This is a genomic window from Burkholderia sp. Bp9031 (assembly GCF_003857965.1).
In the GTDB taxonomy this organism is placed as follows: Bacteria; Pseudomonadota; Gammaproteobacteria; order Burkholderiales; family Burkholderiaceae; genus Burkholderia; species Burkholderia ambifaria_A.
The window spans coordinates 149,914-167,908 of record NZ_QTPW01000001.1 but is presented as its reverse complement, the minus strand read 5'-3'; the positions used below and the strand labels follow the sequence as shown (position 1 = coordinate 167,908).

Annotated in this window: 11 protein-coding genes and 1 pseudogene; 2 read left to right on the top strand and 10 right to left on the bottom strand. The window is 61.0% G+C overall.

The genetic code is table 11. The features are described 5' to 3' along the window. The first annotated feature begins 34 nt into the window (after window positions 1-34). Window positions 35-1,081 (top strand): carbon-nitrogen hydrolase family protein, encoded by a 1,047-nt coding sequence (locus DIE15_RS00740; protein ID WP_124831988.1) that lies wholly within the window; start codon window positions 35-37, stop codon window positions 1,079-1,081. On the opposite strand, the gene DIE15_RS00735 is transcribed toward DIE15_RS00740, so the two are convergent. The 5 genes from DIE15_RS00735 to mdlC all read right to left on the bottom strand — a co-directional run bounded on the left by DIE15_RS00735 (window position 1,063) and on the right by mdlC (window position 7,761). Continuing rightward, the gene (locus tag DIE15_RS00735; RefSeq protein WP_124831986.1) at window positions 1,063-2,040 is read right to left on the bottom strand and encodes a helix-turn-helix domain-containing protein; all 978 of its coding nucleotides are present in this window, start codon (window positions 2,038-2,040) and stop codon (window positions 1,063-1,065) included. The two genes, DIE15_RS00740 and DIE15_RS00735, sit on opposite strands and share 19 nt — an antisense overlap. Window positions 2,041-2,148: 108 nt before the next feature. Next, a complete protein-coding gene (locus DIE15_RS00730) occupies window positions 2,149-3,549 on the bottom strand; it encodes an MFS transporter (RefSeq protein ID WP_124831984.1) in 1,401 nt (466 codons plus the stop codon). A gap of 166 nt (window positions 3,550-3,715) precedes the next feature. Then, a complete protein-coding gene (locus DIE15_RS00725; protein WP_057927254.1) occupies window positions 3,716-4,636 on the bottom strand; it encodes a ketopantoate reductase family protein in 921 nt (306 codons plus the stop codon). A gap of 10 nt (window positions 4,637-4,646) precedes the next feature. Further along, window positions 4,647-6,098 carry an aldehyde dehydrogenase gene (locus DIE15_RS00720; RefSeq protein ID WP_124831982.1) on the bottom strand — a complete coding sequence of 484 codons (1,452 nt, stop codon included), beginning with the start codon at window positions 6,096-6,098 and terminating at the stop codon, window positions 4,647-4,649. Window positions 6,099-6,135: 37 nt separating this feature from the next. Beyond that, a complete protein-coding gene (mdlC, locus tag DIE15_RS00715; RefSeq protein ID WP_124831980.1) occupies window positions 6,136-7,761 on the bottom strand; it encodes a benzoylformate decarboxylase in 1,626 nt (541 codons plus the stop codon). Window positions 7,762-7,862: 101 nt separating this feature from the next. Between mdlC and DIE15_RS00710 the strand changes: the two genes are divergently transcribed. After that, window positions 7,863-8,771: a LysR family transcriptional regulator gene (locus DIE15_RS00710; RefSeq protein WP_057927251.1), complete on the top strand. Its 909-nt coding sequence runs from the start codon at window positions 7,863-7,865 to the stop codon at window positions 8,769-8,771. Window positions 8,772-8,946: 175 nt separating this feature from the next. Here the strand turns inward: DIE15_RS00710 and DIE15_RS00705 are convergent, their stop codons facing one another. From DIE15_RS00705 to DIE15_RS00685, 5 genes and pseudogenes are all read right to left on the bottom strand, one after another. Then, entirely contained in the window at window positions 8,947-9,588 is a 642-nt protein-coding gene (locus tag DIE15_RS00705) for an ankyrin repeat domain-containing protein (protein WP_124831978.1), read from the bottom strand. Between the two features lie 88 nt (window positions 9,589-9,676). Continuing rightward, on the bottom strand, window positions 9,677-11,212 hold the full coding sequence (locus DIE15_RS00700; protein ID WP_124831976.1) for a catalase: 1,536 nt from the start codon (window positions 11,210-11,212) through the stop codon (window positions 9,677-9,679). Between the two features lie 212 nt (window positions 11,213-11,424). Further along, window positions 11,425-11,865, bottom strand: a pseudogene (locus DIE15_RS00695) (helix-turn-helix domain-containing protein); the annotation flags it as partial. 205 nt (window positions 11,866-12,070) lie between these two features. Then, window positions 12,071-16,714, bottom strand: a complete 4,644-nt coding sequence (locus tag DIE15_RS00690) for an RHS repeat-associated core domain-containing protein (RefSeq protein ID WP_185734318.1) — start codon at window positions 16,712-16,714, stop codon at window positions 12,071-12,073. 15 nt (window positions 16,715-16,729) lie between these two features. Then, window positions 16,730-17,995 (bottom strand): hypothetical protein, encoded by a 1,266-nt coding sequence (locus DIE15_RS00685; RefSeq protein WP_124831974.1) that lies wholly within the window; start codon window positions 17,993-17,995, stop codon window positions 16,730-16,732.

Here is a 17,995-nt window from a genome sequence, read left to right as displayed (position 1 = left end):
CGGAACGGTGTTCAGTTCAATCACAGGTACTCAAATGGCACTAGAACATCCGAAGTACGTTGCGGCAGTCGTTCAGGCTGCTCCCGAATTCCTGAACCTCGACAGAGGGATCGATAAAACGATCGCCTTGATCGACGAAGCCGGACAAAAGGGAGCCTCGCTGATTGCATTTCCGGAAACCTGGCTGCCGGGCTATCCGTTCCATGTGTGGCTTGGATCTCCCGCATGGGCGCTTGGGGCAGGCTTCGTCCAGCGCTATTTCGACAATTCGATGACGTATGACGGGCCGCAAGCAGCGGCTCTGAGGGACGCCGCGGCACGCAACAAGATGACCGTGGTACTGGGCTTGTCGGAGCGATCCGGCGGCAGCCTTTATATCGCGCAGTGGATCATCGGTCCGGATGGCGCGACTGTCGCCACGCGCCGCAAGCTGCGACCGACTCATGTCGAGCGCACTGTGTTCGGCGATGGCGACGGCAGCGATCTGGCCGTGCACGATCTCGATATCGGCCGCGTCGGTGCATTGTGTTGCTGGGAGCACATTCAGCCCCTGACCAAGTACGCGATGTATGCGCAGCACGAACAGGTGCACGTCGCGGCTTGGCCGAGTTTCTCCATGTATGAATTCGCGCCCGCGCTCGGGCATGAGGTGAACAACGCGGTCAGCCGGGTTTATGCCGTTGAGGGTTCGTGCTTCGTGCTCGCACCGTGCGCGGTGATCAGCGAGCAAATGGTCGACATGTTGTGCGACACGGCAGACAAGCGTGCGATGATCCGTGCCGGCGGCGGGCACGCCGTGGCGTACGGGCCGGACGGAGAATCGCTCGTCGAGAAACTACCGGAGGCGACGGAAGGGTTGCTGTACGTTGACATCGACCTCGCGCGCATCTCGCTCGCGAAGGCGGCAGCGGATCCCGTCGGGCACTACGCGCGCCCCGACGTCTTGCGACTCTGGTTCGACAAGCAACCGCGGCGGTGCGTGGAGCATGCCGGCCAAAGCGATGCGTCGTGCAGGTCGCCGTTGCCGGCGCGGGAGGGCGCACCGAGCGACACCGACGACCATCAGGACGCTGTCGACTGATGGATTAGCCGGTATTCGCGCGGCGTTTTCATGTAATGAGCACGAAACGCTCGACTGAAATGCGCCGCGCTCGCAAATCCCCAGGTTCCCGCGATCTGCTCGATCGAGCAATTTGCATAGCATTTCAGCGAGAGCCACTGCGCACAGCGCTCCAGTCTGGCAACGAGAATCATACGGCCGATGGTGGTTTCATCTTGTTGAACGAGGCGATGAAGATAGCGTGCCGATATGCCCAGCGCTGCTGCCGCCATGTCGGCATTCAAATCGGGGTTCCGAAGATTGTTCGAGATGAACTGACGCAACTGTTGCAAGTGCATCGCATGAAGATTGGTTCGAGGGCCGGGGCGGACTTGCATCCACTCCGCCAGCAGCCCGCCGACCATATCCGCAGCCGACGTGGAAATTTGCGGCGCGCTCGGAGAACGGGCGAGCCGGTCGCGTTCGGCGCACAGTGTGATGAGGTGTTGAGCCACGAGCATGCCCAGGCCTTGCGTGCCGGAAATCGTATGGGCGACGAAGGTGTCCCGAAGCGGGATCCGGTACGTGACCAGCGACATCGGGAACCGTATGCAGATTTGGTCGAACGGCTCGGAGAGCTCCCAGCGAAACGGTCTGCGCGAGTCGAAAAAAACGAGGTCGTGATGCTCGACGGAAGCGGAACGTCCGTCCTGAATCAACTTGCCGGCCCCCTGCAACTGCAGGCCGGCAAGGATATAGTCTCCGTCCGTGTTGGAGACCGATGCGGCATCATGCTCGGCGACATGCCGTCCGCCGGAAATTCGTGAGACGCAGACATCGGCGATCGTCGCGCTTTGTATGCTTCCCGAGAAGTGCGCATCTCGCTCGTGCGATATGGCAAGCGGAACGCAGCATTGCGCCGCCGCCTGCTCCCATTTGGCGAGCGATACGAGCGATTCGTCAACACGGCAATTCGCGTTCGAGATATCAGGCGATCCCATTTTTCGATCTTCCAACGGCAGACGGCTGCGTCACATGAACCATCTCGAGAAATATGGTTCCGCCAATTTCCGGCGTCAATCGGCGATTGCCACCGGAAATTCGCATGCCTAACGTCGCCTTGAATCTGCGGATGCGGGAATATGCTGACGGACGACGGCAAGCGCGGCGAACACGACCATCATCGCCGAGCCCAGCATCAGCAGGTAGCCGGTTCCCCCGGTCGCAGTAATAACGGTCGCACCGGCAAATGCGCTGAGAATTGCGCCGAGCCGGCCAAAAGCAAGCGCGGACGCAGTGCCGGTTGCCCGCACGCCGGTCGAATAGACATAGGCGCAGAGCGCATACATCGTCGATTGGACGGCGTTGACGAACAGGCCGTGCAGCCCGAGTCCAATGATCAGCAACGCAGTCTGATGCTTCAGGTCGACACCCAGGATCAGCCATGCACTGACGGCTCCCCCGATGCAGCATAGAAGCAGGGGGCCGCGCGAGCCGTAGCGAGCGATTGCCACCGCACACGCAAGTGCGCCGAGCACGCCGCCGAGATTGTAGGCAGTCAATCCGTAGCCGGCGATCGCGACCGACAATCCCTCGCTTGTGAGCATGGCGGGCAGCCAGCTGAACGCCGCATAGACGGCCAGCAGACATGCAAAGAATGCGCTCCAGATCGAAACCGTATCGCGCGCGCGGCCCTCGCGGAACAGGGTCAGGAATCCCGTCTGCTTTTCGGTTTGCTGCTCGCGCGCATCGGTAAACGTGGTGTCGGCGTGGAGTTGATGACCCATGCGGGTGAGCAGACGCACGAGGTCGGGCCGGCGATGCCGACGACGCGCGAGATAGCGGGGCGATTCAGGCAGCATGACGAGCAACACGATGCCCAGGATGAGCGGCAGGATGCCGCCCGCGACGAACAGGCCGCGCCATCCATACGATGGCAACACCTGCCCTGCGAACAATCCGGCGAGCATCCCGCCAAGCGGTACGCAAACGATGGTTGCGGTTACCGCAAGCGTCCGATACCGGGCCGGTGTGAATTCGGCGGTGATTGTCGTCGACGTGGGCAGCGCTCCACCGATACCCAGACCCGCCACGAAGCGCAGCATGGCAATGGCGGCAATGTTCGGCGCGAACCCGATCGCGCAAGTCGCCGTGCCGAAAATCAACACGCTCGCGATGACGGCCCAGCGACGCCCGAATCGATCGGCGAACAGGCCTGCCACTGCGCTGCCGATTCCCATGCCGATCAACCCCGCCGCGACCACCGGCGCAAAGGCCCCGCGTGTTACGCCCCATTCCTTGATCAGGACCGGGATCGCAAAGCCGATGAGTTGACTGTCGAAGCCGTCCACGACAATGGAAAGCGCTGCAAGGACGACAGCGATTTGCTGTACGAGTGCGTATGGGCCGTGATCGAGCGTGTGCCCGATATCGAGCGTTCCGCCGCCGTGCGGGCGGGGGCCGCTTGATGAGGTTCGCGTCTCGGATGACGCGGGAAGGGATTGGTCCATTGTGTCTCCTGGGGCGCACAGCGTGCCCTTGTCTTTGAAATGTCCGCGGCGGGTTGCGCTACGATCCGCACCGCGGCTGGCTGCGTGGATTTGTTGGCGAATGGTTCAACGACATGCCTGGTGACAGCCGACATGCGCTTCGGTGTCGAACTGTCGCGCTGTCCGACTAACGAGCGCGGGCCTCGACGAGTCTGACGAGGCAGGCCAGGCTGTTCGTATACGGCACCTCCACACCGACCTTGCTGGCGGCCTCGACTACCGCACCGTTGATCGCTCCGATCTCGGTGCGCCGGCCGGCCAGCACGTCCTGCAGCATCGATGGCCGATGCGTGCGATGGTGGGCGAGCGCATCGCGCACATTCGACGCCACGTGCGCTTCATTTGCCGAAATTCCGAGCGCATGCGCCACGGCGACAACCTCCGAAACGATCTTCAGCGCCAGTACTTCGCCGTCAGCGGTATTCGTCAACTCGCCGACCATGCATTGCGTCACCGCACACAGGCTGTTGAGGGCGGCGTTGAACGCAACCTTTTCCCAAATCGCGGCCCAGACATCGGGATCGACCTGGCACGACAGGCCAGCATCGTTCAAAGCGTGGACCGTCTGTTCGAGCGCGCTCGTATGCGCGCCGTTTGCGCTCATCAGCCGGATCGTGCCTTGACCATGTGAGCTGACGGCGCCGGGTTCCGACTTGTCGGCAGGCCACGTGGTCACACCGACCATGACCCGATCGGGCGATGCGGATTGGGTGAGCCGTTCGGCGTTCCCCAAGCCGTTTTGCAACGAAAGGATGGCGGTGTCGGGGCCTAGCACCGCGCTCGCGGCGTCAAGCGCGGCGGTCGTATGCATCGTCTTCGTGAAGACGATGACGAGGTCGACTGGCAGGGTGGCCTCTTCCGGCCTCAGTGCGACGAGATTGCGCACGATCTGCTCGCCGGAATCCGTCGAAAGCCGCAGGCCGTTGCCGCGAATCGATGCGAGATGAGCGTCGTCGATATCGAGCAGGCTGACCGAATGACCGGCCAGCGCGAGACGGCCGCCAAAGAACGAACCCATCGCGCCGGCACCCAAAATTGCGATCTGCATGGCGTGCTCCTCAGAACGGGTAGTGGCGGGGACTGGTCTGCAGGGTGATCCACCGCAAGTCGGTGAACTCCGCGATACCCGCGTGGCCGCCGAATCGCCCGAAGCCGCTGTCCTTTACGCCGCCGAACGGCATGTGTGCCTCGTCGTGTACCGTCGGTCCATTGATGTGACAAATACCCGATTCGATCCGTCGAGCGACGTTCATCGCGCGTGCGCTGTCGCGACTGAATACCGCCGACGCGAGACCGTAGGGGTTGTCGTTCGCGCAAGCGATCGCGGCTTCCTCGCCGCGCACACGTACGATCGGCTTCACCGGGCCAAATGATTCGTCGTGGTAAATGCGCATCGCCGGCGTGACGTGATCGAGCAACGTGGCCGGCATGAGGGTGGTGTCAGCCTTGCCGCCACACACCAGCGTTGCGCCGTGCGCGAGCGCATCGTCGATCAGTGCGTTGCAGCGCTCGACCGTACTCATGTCGACGACCGAGCCGAGGACCACCGGACCGTTTCGCGGATCGCCGAGCGGCAGCGCACGCGCGCGCATGGCGATCCGCTCGACGAATGCATCGGCGATCTGTTCGTCGACGATAATGCGCTCGGTCGACATGCAGATTTGCCCCGAATTTGCGAATGCACCGAAGATTGCCGCATCGACCGCAGCGTCGATGTCCGCATCGTCAAGCACGATGAACGGCGCCTTGCCGCCGAGTTCGAGTACTGCCGGTTTCAGATGACGGGCGCATTGTTCCGCGATCAGGCGCCCCACGCGAGTCGAACCCGTGAAGTTGACCCGCCGGACCTTCGGATGGGCGACCAGCGCGTCGACGATGCGGGCGGCGTCTGACGGGGCGTTCGTCACGAAATTCACCGTACCGGGCGGCAACCCGGCGTCCTGCATCGCCTCGATGATCAGGCCGTGCGTGGCCGGACACATCTCCGAACCCTTCAACACCACGGTGTTGCCGCATGCGAGTGGCAGTGCGATTGCGCGCACACCCAGAATAATGGGCGCGTTCCATGGCGCGATGCCGAGGACGACGCCCGCCGGTTGACGCATGCCCATGGCGAGGCTGCCGGGGACGTCCGACGGGATCAGTTCACCGCCAATTTGCGTGGTCATCGCGGCGGCTTCGAGCAAGCCCTGTGCCGCCAGGTGTACGTTGAAGCCGGCCCACAGGCCGGAAGCGCCGGTCTCGGACGCCATTGCCGCTGCAAAGGCATCGGACTTTGCTTCGAGCGCATGGGCCGCAGCCGTCAGCAACGCGCGCCGCTTGAGCGGGCCGAAGCCCGACCAGACCGGGAACGCGCGGGCCGCGGCATCCGCCGCTGCGTTTGCATCTTCGACGCTGGCGGCGGGCGCGCGCGACGCCACCGCACCGTCAAGCGGATTACGGCGCTCGAACATCGCGCCGTTGCGCGCCATGACTCGCTCTCCGTCGATCAGCATCGACACTGTTTTCATCGTTTGTCTCCTGGATTGTTCGAAAATCAAAGACGGCTTACGCGACCTCAATTTCGACGAGCGACGGGCCGGTTGCCGACAGCGCACTTCGTAGCGTGTCGCGCAGGCCGTCGGCGTCGGTCAGGCGCACGCCCGGGCATCCCATGCCGGAGGCGATCTTCACGAAATCGAGACCGGGCAGGTCCGTGCCCTGTACAGGGTCTTGCGGTCCGAAGCCGAACACCGGCGCGAAATCCTGTAATGCCGCATAGCGTGTGTTGTTCAGAATCACGAACGTGATGGGCAATTGCAGATGTACTGCCGACCAGATGGCCTGGATCGAGTACATGCTGGAGCCGTCGCCGATTACCGCAATCACTCGTTCGCCCGGGCGCGCCAACGCCACGCCGACCGCTGCCGGCATCCCGAATCCCAGGCCGCCGCTATCCATGGTCAGAAATCCGCCTGCCCGCTGGATGGGCAGATAGGCCTGCATCACGGGACGCGCGCTCGGTGCTTCCTCGACGACGATGTCTTCGGCGCGACGGACTTCGCTCAGCGTTTGCAGCGCGAACGCGACCGACATGCGCTCGCCTGGGCCGGGCGGAAGCGCGCGCGGCGGCAACTGCCGGGGTGCAGGCAACGGCCGCCCGCGCGGCGCGCGGCGCTCGAGCAGATCCTGGATGCCGAGCCGCACGTTCCCGACGACGGCCAAGCCCTGAGGCGTCCATGCTGCCGTGCCCGGATCATCGATCAACTGGCAAAGCTTCGCGCCCGCGGGAACGTGCGGGCCGTGCCCTTCGACGTGATAGCTGAAGGCCGGTGCACCGACGACGAACACCACGTCGTGGCCATCGAGCAGTTCGACGATGCGCTCGCGCATCGCGGGCAGAAAACCGGCGAACAGCCGATGAGACTCCGGAAAACTGCAGCGCCCGGTCATGGGTGCGACGTACACGCGTGCGCAGTGACGTTCCGCCAGGCGAACGAGGTCGTCGACGGCGCCGGCACGATCCACGGCGCCGCCCACCACGAACGCGGGGCGCTCGCATTGATCGAGCAAATCCCCAATGTGCGCGAGCGCGTCCGCAGCGGGGCGTGTCACGTGCGAAACGACGCGCTCGGGCAGTTGCTCGGCCGGATGGTCCCAGTCGTCGACCGGAATGGAAACGAACACGGGCCCGCGCGGCTCCTGCATCGCGATCGCCCATGCGCGAGCGATGGCAAGCGGCACATCCTCGGCGCGCGCCGGCTCGATGCTCCACTTCACATAGGGCTTGGGGAGTTCTGTGGCGCTCGTGGCTGAAAGAAACGGATCGAATGGCAGGATCGAGCGCGCCTGTTGTCCTGCCGTAATCACCAGCGGTGTCCGGTTTCGGAAGGCGGTGAAGATGTTGCCCATCGCGTTGCCGACTCCGGCTGCCGAATGCAGGTTCACGAGGGCGGCTCGCCCGCTGGCCTGTGCGTAGCCGTCGGCCATGCCGACGACGACAGCTTCCTGCAGCCCCAGCACATAGCGGAAATCGGCGGGGAAGTCGCGGAACATCGGGAGTTCCGTCGAGCCCGGGTTGGCAAACACGACGTTCATGCCGACGCGGCGCGCGAAGTCGATCACCGCATCGCGTACCGTCATGCCCTGCGCGTTGCTGCCTTGATGGTTTTGCGGTGGGAGGCTGTGCGCCATTGAAGTCTCCTGTCGTTCAGTACGGTCTTGGTGTACGCATTATCGAAACATCCGGAACAGTCCGAAATTGCCGATTTCACAAAAAGGCATTACCTTTCGGCATGACTTTCAATCTCCAGCAGCTTCACGCATTTGTCACGATTGCCTCGGCCGGTAGCCTCGGTCGCGCGGCCGAGACCTTGCACGTCACCCAACCGGCACTGAGCCGGGCGATCCGCCGGCTCGAAGACGAGGTTGGTGCCCCTTTATTCGAGCGCCATACGCGCGGCATGCACCTGACTGCGGTGGGGGAGGCGCTGCTGCCGCACGCAATCCTGCTGCAACGCGAGGCGGAGCAGGCACGCGAAGAGATAGACGCGATGCGTGGGCTCGCACGCGGGACGATTCGCTGCGGTGCGGTAGGCAGTATTGCGAGCCTTGTGCTGCCGCTCGCCGTGAGCGGCGTGTTGCAAAAGTGGCCCAATTTGCGCGTTCAAGTGATCGAAGGCGTCTGGGATCGTCTAGCCGAGGCACTGGTGCAGCGCGAAATCGATCTTGCGCTCAGCATGGCAATACCCGACACCGAAGAGATCGTCGCGATCGACGACTGTCGCTGGGAGGACAACAGCTACGTGGTGGCGGCGCTCGATCACCCGCTGCGCGCCAAACCGGGGATCACGCTGGCCGATACGCTGGATCAACAGTGGGCGATCCCGCCGCGCGGCACCGCGCCATTCGAGCACATGCAGCAGGTGTTCGTGGCGAACGGGCTCGGATTACCGAACGTCGTGGTCGAAACCCGATCGATAACCGTGTTGAAGAGTCTCGTCTCAAGATCAGGTTTCCTGAGTTGGATGGCTGAACCGATGTACGTGACGGAGAGCAAGGCGGGGGTGTTCGATACGCTCGAATTGCCAGGGGTAGTCGGGCGGCGTACCTTGACCGCATTTCGACGTCGGCACGGTTTGTTGCCGAGCCCTGCCGCAAAGCTGCTCGAACAGTTGAGGCAACTGACGGCCGAACAACGTTGAACTTCCACGGCGCTTTGTTGCGTGCCTGCGTTGGCAGGCTCGACGCTTACCCCTTGCAGGCCGGCAAAAATGACGATGGGCAAAAGCCTAACGTCGAAGGCGAATTCAAGGTCAAGCAGTAATCCTGTCGGAGCCTCCGCTTGCGATACGTACCAGGACCGATTCGCCATGCTGTTCACGGCCTCAATCGCAGCGTCACATCCGCGTTAGGCGTTGCACCGACCTTCTCGAGCGCGGTAACCGCAGCGTCGTTGCCTTGCAGAATTGCGTTCTGCAACGCGGTGCGGCCGAGTGCATCGAGGTGATCCGGATTCGCGCCATGTGCGACGAGCACCGGCAGCATGTCGAGACGGCCGAACAGCGCGGCGAACGACAGTGCCGTTTCGCCGGCGTGATTGGTCTGGTCGATCGGGCAGCGCGTATCGGCCAGCCGCTTCGCGATCGCAGTCTCGCCCTTGAACAGCGCCCCCATCAGTGCCGTGTTGCCGTGACGATCGCCGATGCACGGGTCTGCGCCGTTGCGCAGCAGATAGTCGAGCGTCGCTGGCTGGTCGCGGTACGCAGCGAGGATGACGGCGGTATAGCCTTCGCGCGTCGTCGTGTCGATCGGATAATGCGCGTCGATGAGTGACTGCAGGATGTCGATGCGGCCGAGGCGCGCGGCGGCAAACCACGCATCATCGTAGCGGCGCAGGTCGGCGTGCGCGTCGGGGTCGGGAACGGCCGCGGGTGGCGCGATCTGCGCGCAGGCCGCGAGCATGACGGCGCCCGCGATCGCGAGCGTGCGGAAGAGGATGGTGCGGAGTCGGTTCTTCATCAGCGATGCGCGCCGCGCGTGGCCGCGCGGCGCAATCCGGTAGGTCAGGGCGCGAAGGCCGCGCATGCAGCCTTCGCTCTATTGCTGATCAGTTCTCGACGAGCTTGTCGGCGAGCGACTTCACGCGGGAGAGGTCGGCGTGTGTCGCACGCGCAAGGCGCGTACCGTAGTCCGAGTCGGCTTTGTAGAAGTACGACAGCATCGCGTACTTGTTCGCGTCGTTCTTCACGTGGTTCAGGTCACCCGACAGCGCGGTCACCAGATCCTGCTGCTCCTGAGCGGACAGCGTTCGGTAATACTCTCCGGCTTGCCGGAAATTCAGCGTCTTGCGGATCGCGGCCTGCTGCGTCGTGCCGGACAGCGGCGTCGCCACCGACTTGTAGCGCGGGTTCTGCGCGAGTTCGTTCAGCGTCGACGGCTCGTAGTTCACTTCACCCTTGCGGTCGCCGAAGTTCATCGCGCCGTCCTGGTTGTTGTTCGTGACGGCCACGCGGGGGCGGTTGATCGGCAACTGGTTGAAGTTCGCGCCAAGGCGGTACATCTGCGTATCCGCGTACGAGAACATGCGGCCCTGCAGCATCCGGTCTTCCGACGGCTCGATGCCCGGCACCATCCGCGACGGGGCAAAGGCGGATTCCTCGGTCGACTCGAAGTAGTTGTCCGGTACGCGGTTCAGCGTGAGCGTGCCCACTTTGCGTTCCGGGACGCCGGCCCATACCTTCGTATCGTCGAGCGGATTGAAATCGAACGCGTCGAGCTCGGACGGCTTCAGCACCTGAATGTAGAGATCCCACTTCGGCGCGTTGCCGGCCTTCAGTGCGCCATACAGGTCGTTTGTCATCAGGTTCCAGTCGGCGCCGATCGAACCCGGAATGTCCTTCGGACGGAGCCCGTGCATCCCTTGCTCGCTCTTCCAGTGGAACTTCACGTACGTGAACTTGCCGTCGGCGTTGACGAACTTGAACGCATGCACGCCGTAGCCGTCCATGTGCCGGTACGAATCGGGCATGCCCTCGGTCGTGTACAGCCGCGTCAGCATGCTGGTCGCCTCAGGCGCATGCGCGAAGAAGTCGAACGCGAGGTTCGGGTCTTGCACGCCCGTGACGGCGCTCGGCTTGTTCGCATGGACGAAGTCCGGGAACTTGATTGCATCGCGGATGAAGAAGATCGGCAGGTTGATCCCGACCAGATCCCAGTTGCCCTGTTCCGTGTAGAACTTCACGGCGAAACCGCGAGGATCGCGCGCCTGCTCCGGCGAGCCGCGATAACCCATCACGGTCGAGAAGCGTACGAACACGGGTGTCTTCGTGCCGGGCGTGAAGACCTTGGCCATCGTCAGGTCGCTGATGTCGGCGCTCGGCACGAATTCACCGAACGCGCCCGTGCCTCGGGCATGCACGACACGCTCGGGGATGCGTTCGCGATCGAAGCGCTGGAGTTTTTCGATGAGATGCGAGTCCTGTAGCAACGTCGGCCCGTTCGGTCCGGCTGTCTGGGAATTCTGGTTGTCGCCGACGGGCGAGCCGTTGTCGCGCGTCAGTTCGACGGCATGCGAAGAAGAGGCCAGTGCGACGCAGGCCGCGGCGATCACGCTCTGCAAAAAGCGATTCGCGGTGTGTGACATATTGATGAGATTCCTTGGCTGAGGGGGAAGTGCCGACGAAATTTAGTCTTGTCGGGATGGAGAAGGCCAATTGAATCTCGCTAATTGTGTGATAGGAGAATGAAGATTCTGATAAATACTTCGGTTAACTAAGTTAAATCCAGATTGCCATTTTATTCGGAAAATGGCAGCCATCTCAGCCTCCGTCGCCGGACAGCTTGCGATGGGCGGGAAATCAGTTCACTGAGGCATGCGCGACGCGCGCGTGGCTGATAAACCTTCGGCGGACGCTGCCGCCGCGGCACCCACAACCCGGCATCGGTCATCAGCCGGCGCACCGTTTCCTTGGCCAGCCGGATACCGTGGCATTCCCAGAGCTTCTCGCAAGCCAGCGTCGGTCCGAAATCGGCGTAGCGATCTCGGATGATCGACAACGCCCGGTCGGCGGCTCCTGGATCCAGGCGGCGATTGCCGGGCTTCGCTCGGTGTCCCGACACCAATCCCGCCGGCCCGTGCTCACGCAGCTGGGCGACCAACCGGCGGATCTGTCGTGTCGTCAACTCCAGCCGTTCTGCCGCACGCAACGGCTTGAGCTTGCCGTCCGCCACATCCTGAATGACCCTGAACCTGTCCAGCTCGCGCATCGTCATCGTGATCCGTTCCGTTACAGCCATCGAAGCCTCCGGCGCTGGATTCCCAGCGGCCGATCAGCTTACGACGGACCGAAAAGCGGACATCTGAACTTAGCTAGAAGCGGACATTACAACTTAGCCGCTACACCTAGATTTAACGTTGATAATTCACGTTATGTAAAATTCAAGGCATGTCTGGGGAGCCGTGTAGACTAGCCTTGATTGCCTGCAATGCGCTCCAGTGCAGTCAGTGACACTCTGGAAAAGGACGGTATTCCCCTCCCCATTCATCTTCGTATCCGGCAATCCTAAGTCCGGACGCTGTTGTGCCCTCGAATCTCCGGGTCATTGGGTCGAAATGCCATTTCGACGGATCGTGCGGATCAATTGATTGCAATTGCCTGCGCAACTCGGCTGCATTCCAGTGGTCAGGGAAGAAGCTCTTGTTCGTGGCAACGGTTTCCCAACGATTACCGACTTCGATTTCGATCTGTCCTTTGTATGCTCCATGGAGACAGGGGCCACCGAGCGGAGTCACTCGAACGGGATATAGCTTGGGTTCGCCCGGGCCGGCGCCCCAGTCTCGAATTCGCCTTCGCTGTGGACGATTAAGGTGGAAGCCACTCAGTGGCGGGTCATTATTTCGATTGAGATCCCCGAGTATATGCGCAAGGTCCCACGGGAAATTATTATTCGGTTGCGCGCTACTGGATCGAAATCCAAGCGGATCGGTCCAAACTGTTGAATTTGGCCCGTAACGATACAAATTGACTCCAGCAGCCAAGCCTAAAGGGTCCTTGGATATGAAGCCTCCGAGAAACGGGTCGTAGTATCGATGTCGGTTGTAATGTAGCCCTGTTTCTACGTCCCAATACTGCCCTTGAAGACGAATCGGGTTGTAGTCGTTCGTGTTCATTGGAGCCGTCGATCCGCTACTGATGCCCGTAGACCAAACCTCACGTCCGTTGGAATCGATCATTTGGGTTGGGCAACCATTTACATCACGTCGGTAGTAGGAAATCCGACGATTGCGCCAATTTTTGGAACGGGTATTCGCTGCTTCGGCATCGCTAACGCAGGCTAGTGGAACAAACGTGTCTGGATAGTAGACCCATTCTTGGTGTTTTCGAACTCGCCCTTCAGGCTGTCTCGGGGCTTGATCCTCATCGAGCATCAAGCCATAGGGCAATCGATATGCTGGATGTCCTCCATCGCCTTCAGCGAGTTCAGCCACGAGCGCATCGCCGTCCCAAAAAAAGTGGCTAACGCTTCGCCGCGCTGTTGTAGCGAATTGGAACGTTGCTTGCGTTCCTGCACCATGCACTGCGAGAGTCGTCTTCCTGAGTCGACGGCGAAAAGCATCATAGATATACTGCGTTCGAATGTTAAGTGCGCCATCGCCTGGTTCAGAGTCCGACGATCGAGGTCGAGTTGCCAACGACTCGATCAGTAGCCCTTGTGCATCCCATTGGAGTGCCAAATCCTGTTGTGATTCACGTTTCCATATCAAATTTCCTCGCTGATCGTACACCCAGCGGGGATCGTTTGATTCCTCATCAAGAATCCGATTTCCGCGGTTGCCCCTTATGTTGATAATCTTTCTTTGCGGCCCATTTCGAGTTCGAATGCTAAGTAAGTCTCCAGCAGAATCGTATGCGAATTCTTGCAATTTGCCGGTAGGATCGAGGTGTGCGGTCAGCCTTCCTACAGGGTCATACTGGTAACCCTCGGTGCCGAAGCGGGAGTCACCCTTCCCGATCACTTCGCCATTAGCGTTGTACGCATATTCGCTGGCGAACAAAACGCTGGTGCCAGTGAGCAGTGTCTGTTTCGCAAGTAGTCCGTCGGACGTGTACGAGATTTCACGCCGCATCTCTGCTCCAAGATGTTCGAGAATGACTTGTCCGAGTGGATCATGCTCGAATGTAATGGGCATCGCGTCATCGATCTGGATCGAGTTGACTGTATCGAGGGCGTTGTAACCATAGCGAACAGTATGTGTCGTAACGATGCCGCTTACGTTGAGTTGCGTTTGACGCTCAATTCGGTTACCGGCGGCGTCGTATGTATGCAGAATCACAAAATCGTTGCCCTGTCGCTCCTCCGTTACACGACCGACAGCGTCGTAAGCTAGCTCGATTCGACTATCTGGATTTTCTGCGACTATCAAATTTCCATGGCAATCGTAGGAAAAAAAATCAGCACGAATCGCATCAGGTTGCCGTGGATCCGGCATTCGTTTCTGCACGAGACGGTCGAGCGTATCCGTTTCATATTCGATCGTTTGTCCCAACGGATCAATGCTACGCAACAACGCACCCGTTGCGCCGTATTCGTACCGCTGTGGTTGACCCCAGTAGTCAACCTCCTCGACTATGCGCCCCAAGGGGTCGCGCTTTATCTGATGCAGTTGGCCGCGCTCATTGACTATGCCAACCAGACGAGCTTCAGTGTCGTAGCGGTATTCGACCACGCCACCATCCGGTGCCAAGCGTGTGCTGATATGTCCAAGCGGAGAGTATTCCAATTGGGTGACCTCGCCATCTGGATTGCGATAGCGTGTCAGGTTCCCGTTGGCATCGTAACTGTAAGAGGTTTCCCGTTCTCCCTGTTCGATCGCCCGTATGAGGTTGCCGTTGCGATCATATTCGTAGCGACTCATGTGGCCTAACGCGTTGACTGTCGCGATGATATTGGCTCGGGCATCGAAAGTATATCGGGTGCGATGTCCGAGCGCGTCGATTACCTCTGCGAGATTTCCATCGTGATCGTAGTCGAAGCGAGTCACTGCACCTCGTGGTCCCGTATGCCTGACAAGCTGACCAAGCCAGTTGTACTCGTAGTGCATGCGCGTCTGTATCGGTGTAGTCTGCGCAAGCAGATTGCCATGTTCATCCCATGCGTAGTGCCATTGCCTGTCTCCGGGTGCAGTTACACATATCGGCTTACCAAATTCGTTGTACTGGGCGTATACGGCAGTTCCATCCGGTAGCGTCTGCGTAACCAGATTTCCATATTCGTCATATCTCCATGTCGTAGTGCGCCCGGCTGAATCGATTTTTTCGCTCGTACGGCTCCGGGCATCGTATCGATAATTCGTTACGTTCCCGAGTGGATCGATTCTTGCGACCGGTATGCCTCGCTCGTTCGCCTGTAGGATCGTCTGGTTCCCTAGCGAATTTGTGATCCGCGTTTCCCGATGCGTGATGTCGTAGTCAAAGCGGTAGTCGACGAGGCCGCTTTCACCCCACGCGTGATCGACCCGCCACACATCGTCATCGTAGTGTCGATGGCTGTAGTAGAACGTTATTCCCCGCGCGCTTGTGTGACTTGCCATCCGATGATCGTCGTCATATGTGAACCGATGTGGGTGGTTCATCGCATCGAATACGGTAATCAGATTCCCGTTTCGGTCGTGCTCGTAGCTGACGAGGGGGTGGATACGGCCGCTTGTGTCAATTAGCGTCAAGGTAGCGAGCAGACTTGAATGGCTTCCGATCTGGCTACCGGACCTTGGATCACACCTGATAACGCGTCCGGTTTTACCATCGCTCTTCCATTCAACGAGGCGCACCAGGTTTCGATCCGGTCCGCGCTCGAATGTCCACGCGTTGCCGCTGAGATCGGCCATCCGTTCAATGGGAAGAATCAATGCGGCACCCTCAGTGAGCGTGGCTACCGCATGTTTCCAGCGTTCCGGCAACACAAATTCATGTTCGATCCCGGCATACGTACGCAGGACAAGGCGATCATCTTGCCGGTACAAGGCATGTCCATACTGCCAGTCATATACACAAGTCTGTATCCCAACCGTCTCCGGCATCGTGTCGAAAGCCGTCGAGTGATCCGAAAAATATGCGGCGACACCCACTGTTCCTGAGTTCCGCATCAATTTCAAATGGACATCTGCAAGTGTCCTCCAGCCGACGCCAACTGCTCCATCCTGCATATCGTGGCTCGCATAATGGCGATCCCACACCAACGGGAGGCGGCCGGTGATCGTGAAATCGTGTTGCTGTACAACCACTTCTCCCCTGATTGCATCGACAGGCTCTGCGTGAAGCACCTTGCACCGCAGAAATCCCGACTTCAAATGCAATTTATCCGCCAGCGTCTTCGCCCACTCCGACCCGCGGAATGCCTTGAACAAGCCCTTCGCAAGCGCCGCCATGTTGACGATCGGCGGCCCGCCCACCAGCACGGGTCGTCCGGTCGGAATCGGCAGCATGAATGACGTCGGCAACGACAGATGCTCGCGCTTCGTATGCGCACCGTTGTGCGTCGGCGGCTCCAGCCCGAGCGCCCAGCAACTCATTGCCGGCAACGCCAGAAATGCCATCGGGTCGTTGTTCGCGAGGACGGTCTTGCTGCCCATGTACGCTTCCGCGTCGTTCGATGGGTCCGGATCGGGGGGCGCGAACGATTCGCCGAGCGGGAAATGCAGCGCTGGCGCATGGAATGCGTGCGTGCCGGCGGTAGCACGCAGCATTCCGTTCACGAAGATCGGCCGACCTGCGATGCTGCCCATCCCGACGCCGGCACCCATCGCGTTTGCGATATCGCCTGCAGTCTTTGCACCCTTCAGCGCTTGCGCGACAGTCGGATCCTTCGCCAACTTTTGAAGCTCACCGGAGGCGTCTTTGAGCGTGTCGTCGAGTTTCTTCGCGTCGTCCGGATGGTCTTTGAGATATTCGACCGCCTTTTCCTCGACGATCGTGAAGGCGATCGCGCCGATGACGCCCAAGGCGGCGTTCACATATTCGCGCAGGTCGAGCATGAACCCGATATGGGGGTGCGGCAGGAACACGGGCGTCGGGCTCGGCGCCACCAACACCGAATGCAGGTCGACGCCGACGACCGGATCGAGATGCTTGACGGCTGGAAGTGCCACGGTTTCGGCCTCCGCTCAGCGCCCGCCGCGCAACGCAGCGACCTTCTCGCTCAACGCGTTGCGCCGCCGGTCCATCGCACCCAGTTGCGACACCATCCACTCGACAACCATCGGCAGGTTACTGTTCGCCCGCATCGGCTCGTCGATCATCAACCCCGCATCGAGCGCATTGAACCCGGCCTCCAGCGCATGTTCGCGCTCCCCTGCCCGCTCCCAGCACACGGCGCTCATCCGCCACGCCTCGACCGTCATCAACCCATCTTTCGCCGCCGTAGTCGACGCCGCCGCACGCTCGTAGCAGTAAGCCGAGTGCGCATAATCCTTGTGCGTCAAATGCACGCTCGCCTCGCCGAACAACCCGTTCGCAACGAGCTTGTGCCCTGCCGGATGCCCGGCCTCGACCGCGCGCATGCCACTGCTGGCGGCGCTCTGGTAAGCCTCGATCGCCCGCGCCCGATCGCGCCATTTCAGATACGCGGCTCCCGCAATCAGGTGCACGACAACGCATTGATCGAACCACTGCTCGCACTCCGCAACCTTCAGTGCCGCCGCACGCAATTCCTCCAGCCGAGAGGGATTACCGCCTTCGATCATCTCGGTCAGCATCACGAAATGCCGTCGAAACTCACCGCTCGGCCCGCGCTCCCCCGATTCCGCCAGCAGCTCACGTGGCACACTCGCCATCGAATACTTGCCTTGCACGACGCGCACCGCGGTGCGATGCCGTTGCATGAGCGCCGCAAACGGCGCGATATCGATACGCGGTACGACAAAGCGCACACGCTCGGCAAGCTGCGGCGCGACCGCAATGATCGACAGCAAATCGTCCATCCATCGCACCCACGCCGCGTTATCCCGCACTTTCAGCGGCTCCAGCACGAAAACCATCGCCGGGAAAATGTCCGGATGGTGCTGCATCAGGCTTTCGGCAACTGCGAAGAGATACAGCATCGGATTCTTGCCATCGTCGTACGGCGCCTGCCAGTCGGCACGCATGCCCTGAGCATCGGATGCCTCCCGCCGGCTGTCGTAGAATGCGATGAGCTCGTCCGCCAACGCTGTCGCATAACCGGCTTCATTGACGAACGACGCCCGCATGGTCCTGACCGCGCACGACGTTTCGTCCTGGACCTGGAAATACAGCCGGACGAGCTCCGCATCCGTCTCGTCGGTCTGCCAGATCATCAATCGCGCGTCCTGCTCTTTCGCGAAACTCATCCAGTCCGAATGCGCATCCATGAACCTGCGCTCCACCGGATTGGTCGGCTGCCAGTTCTGCAT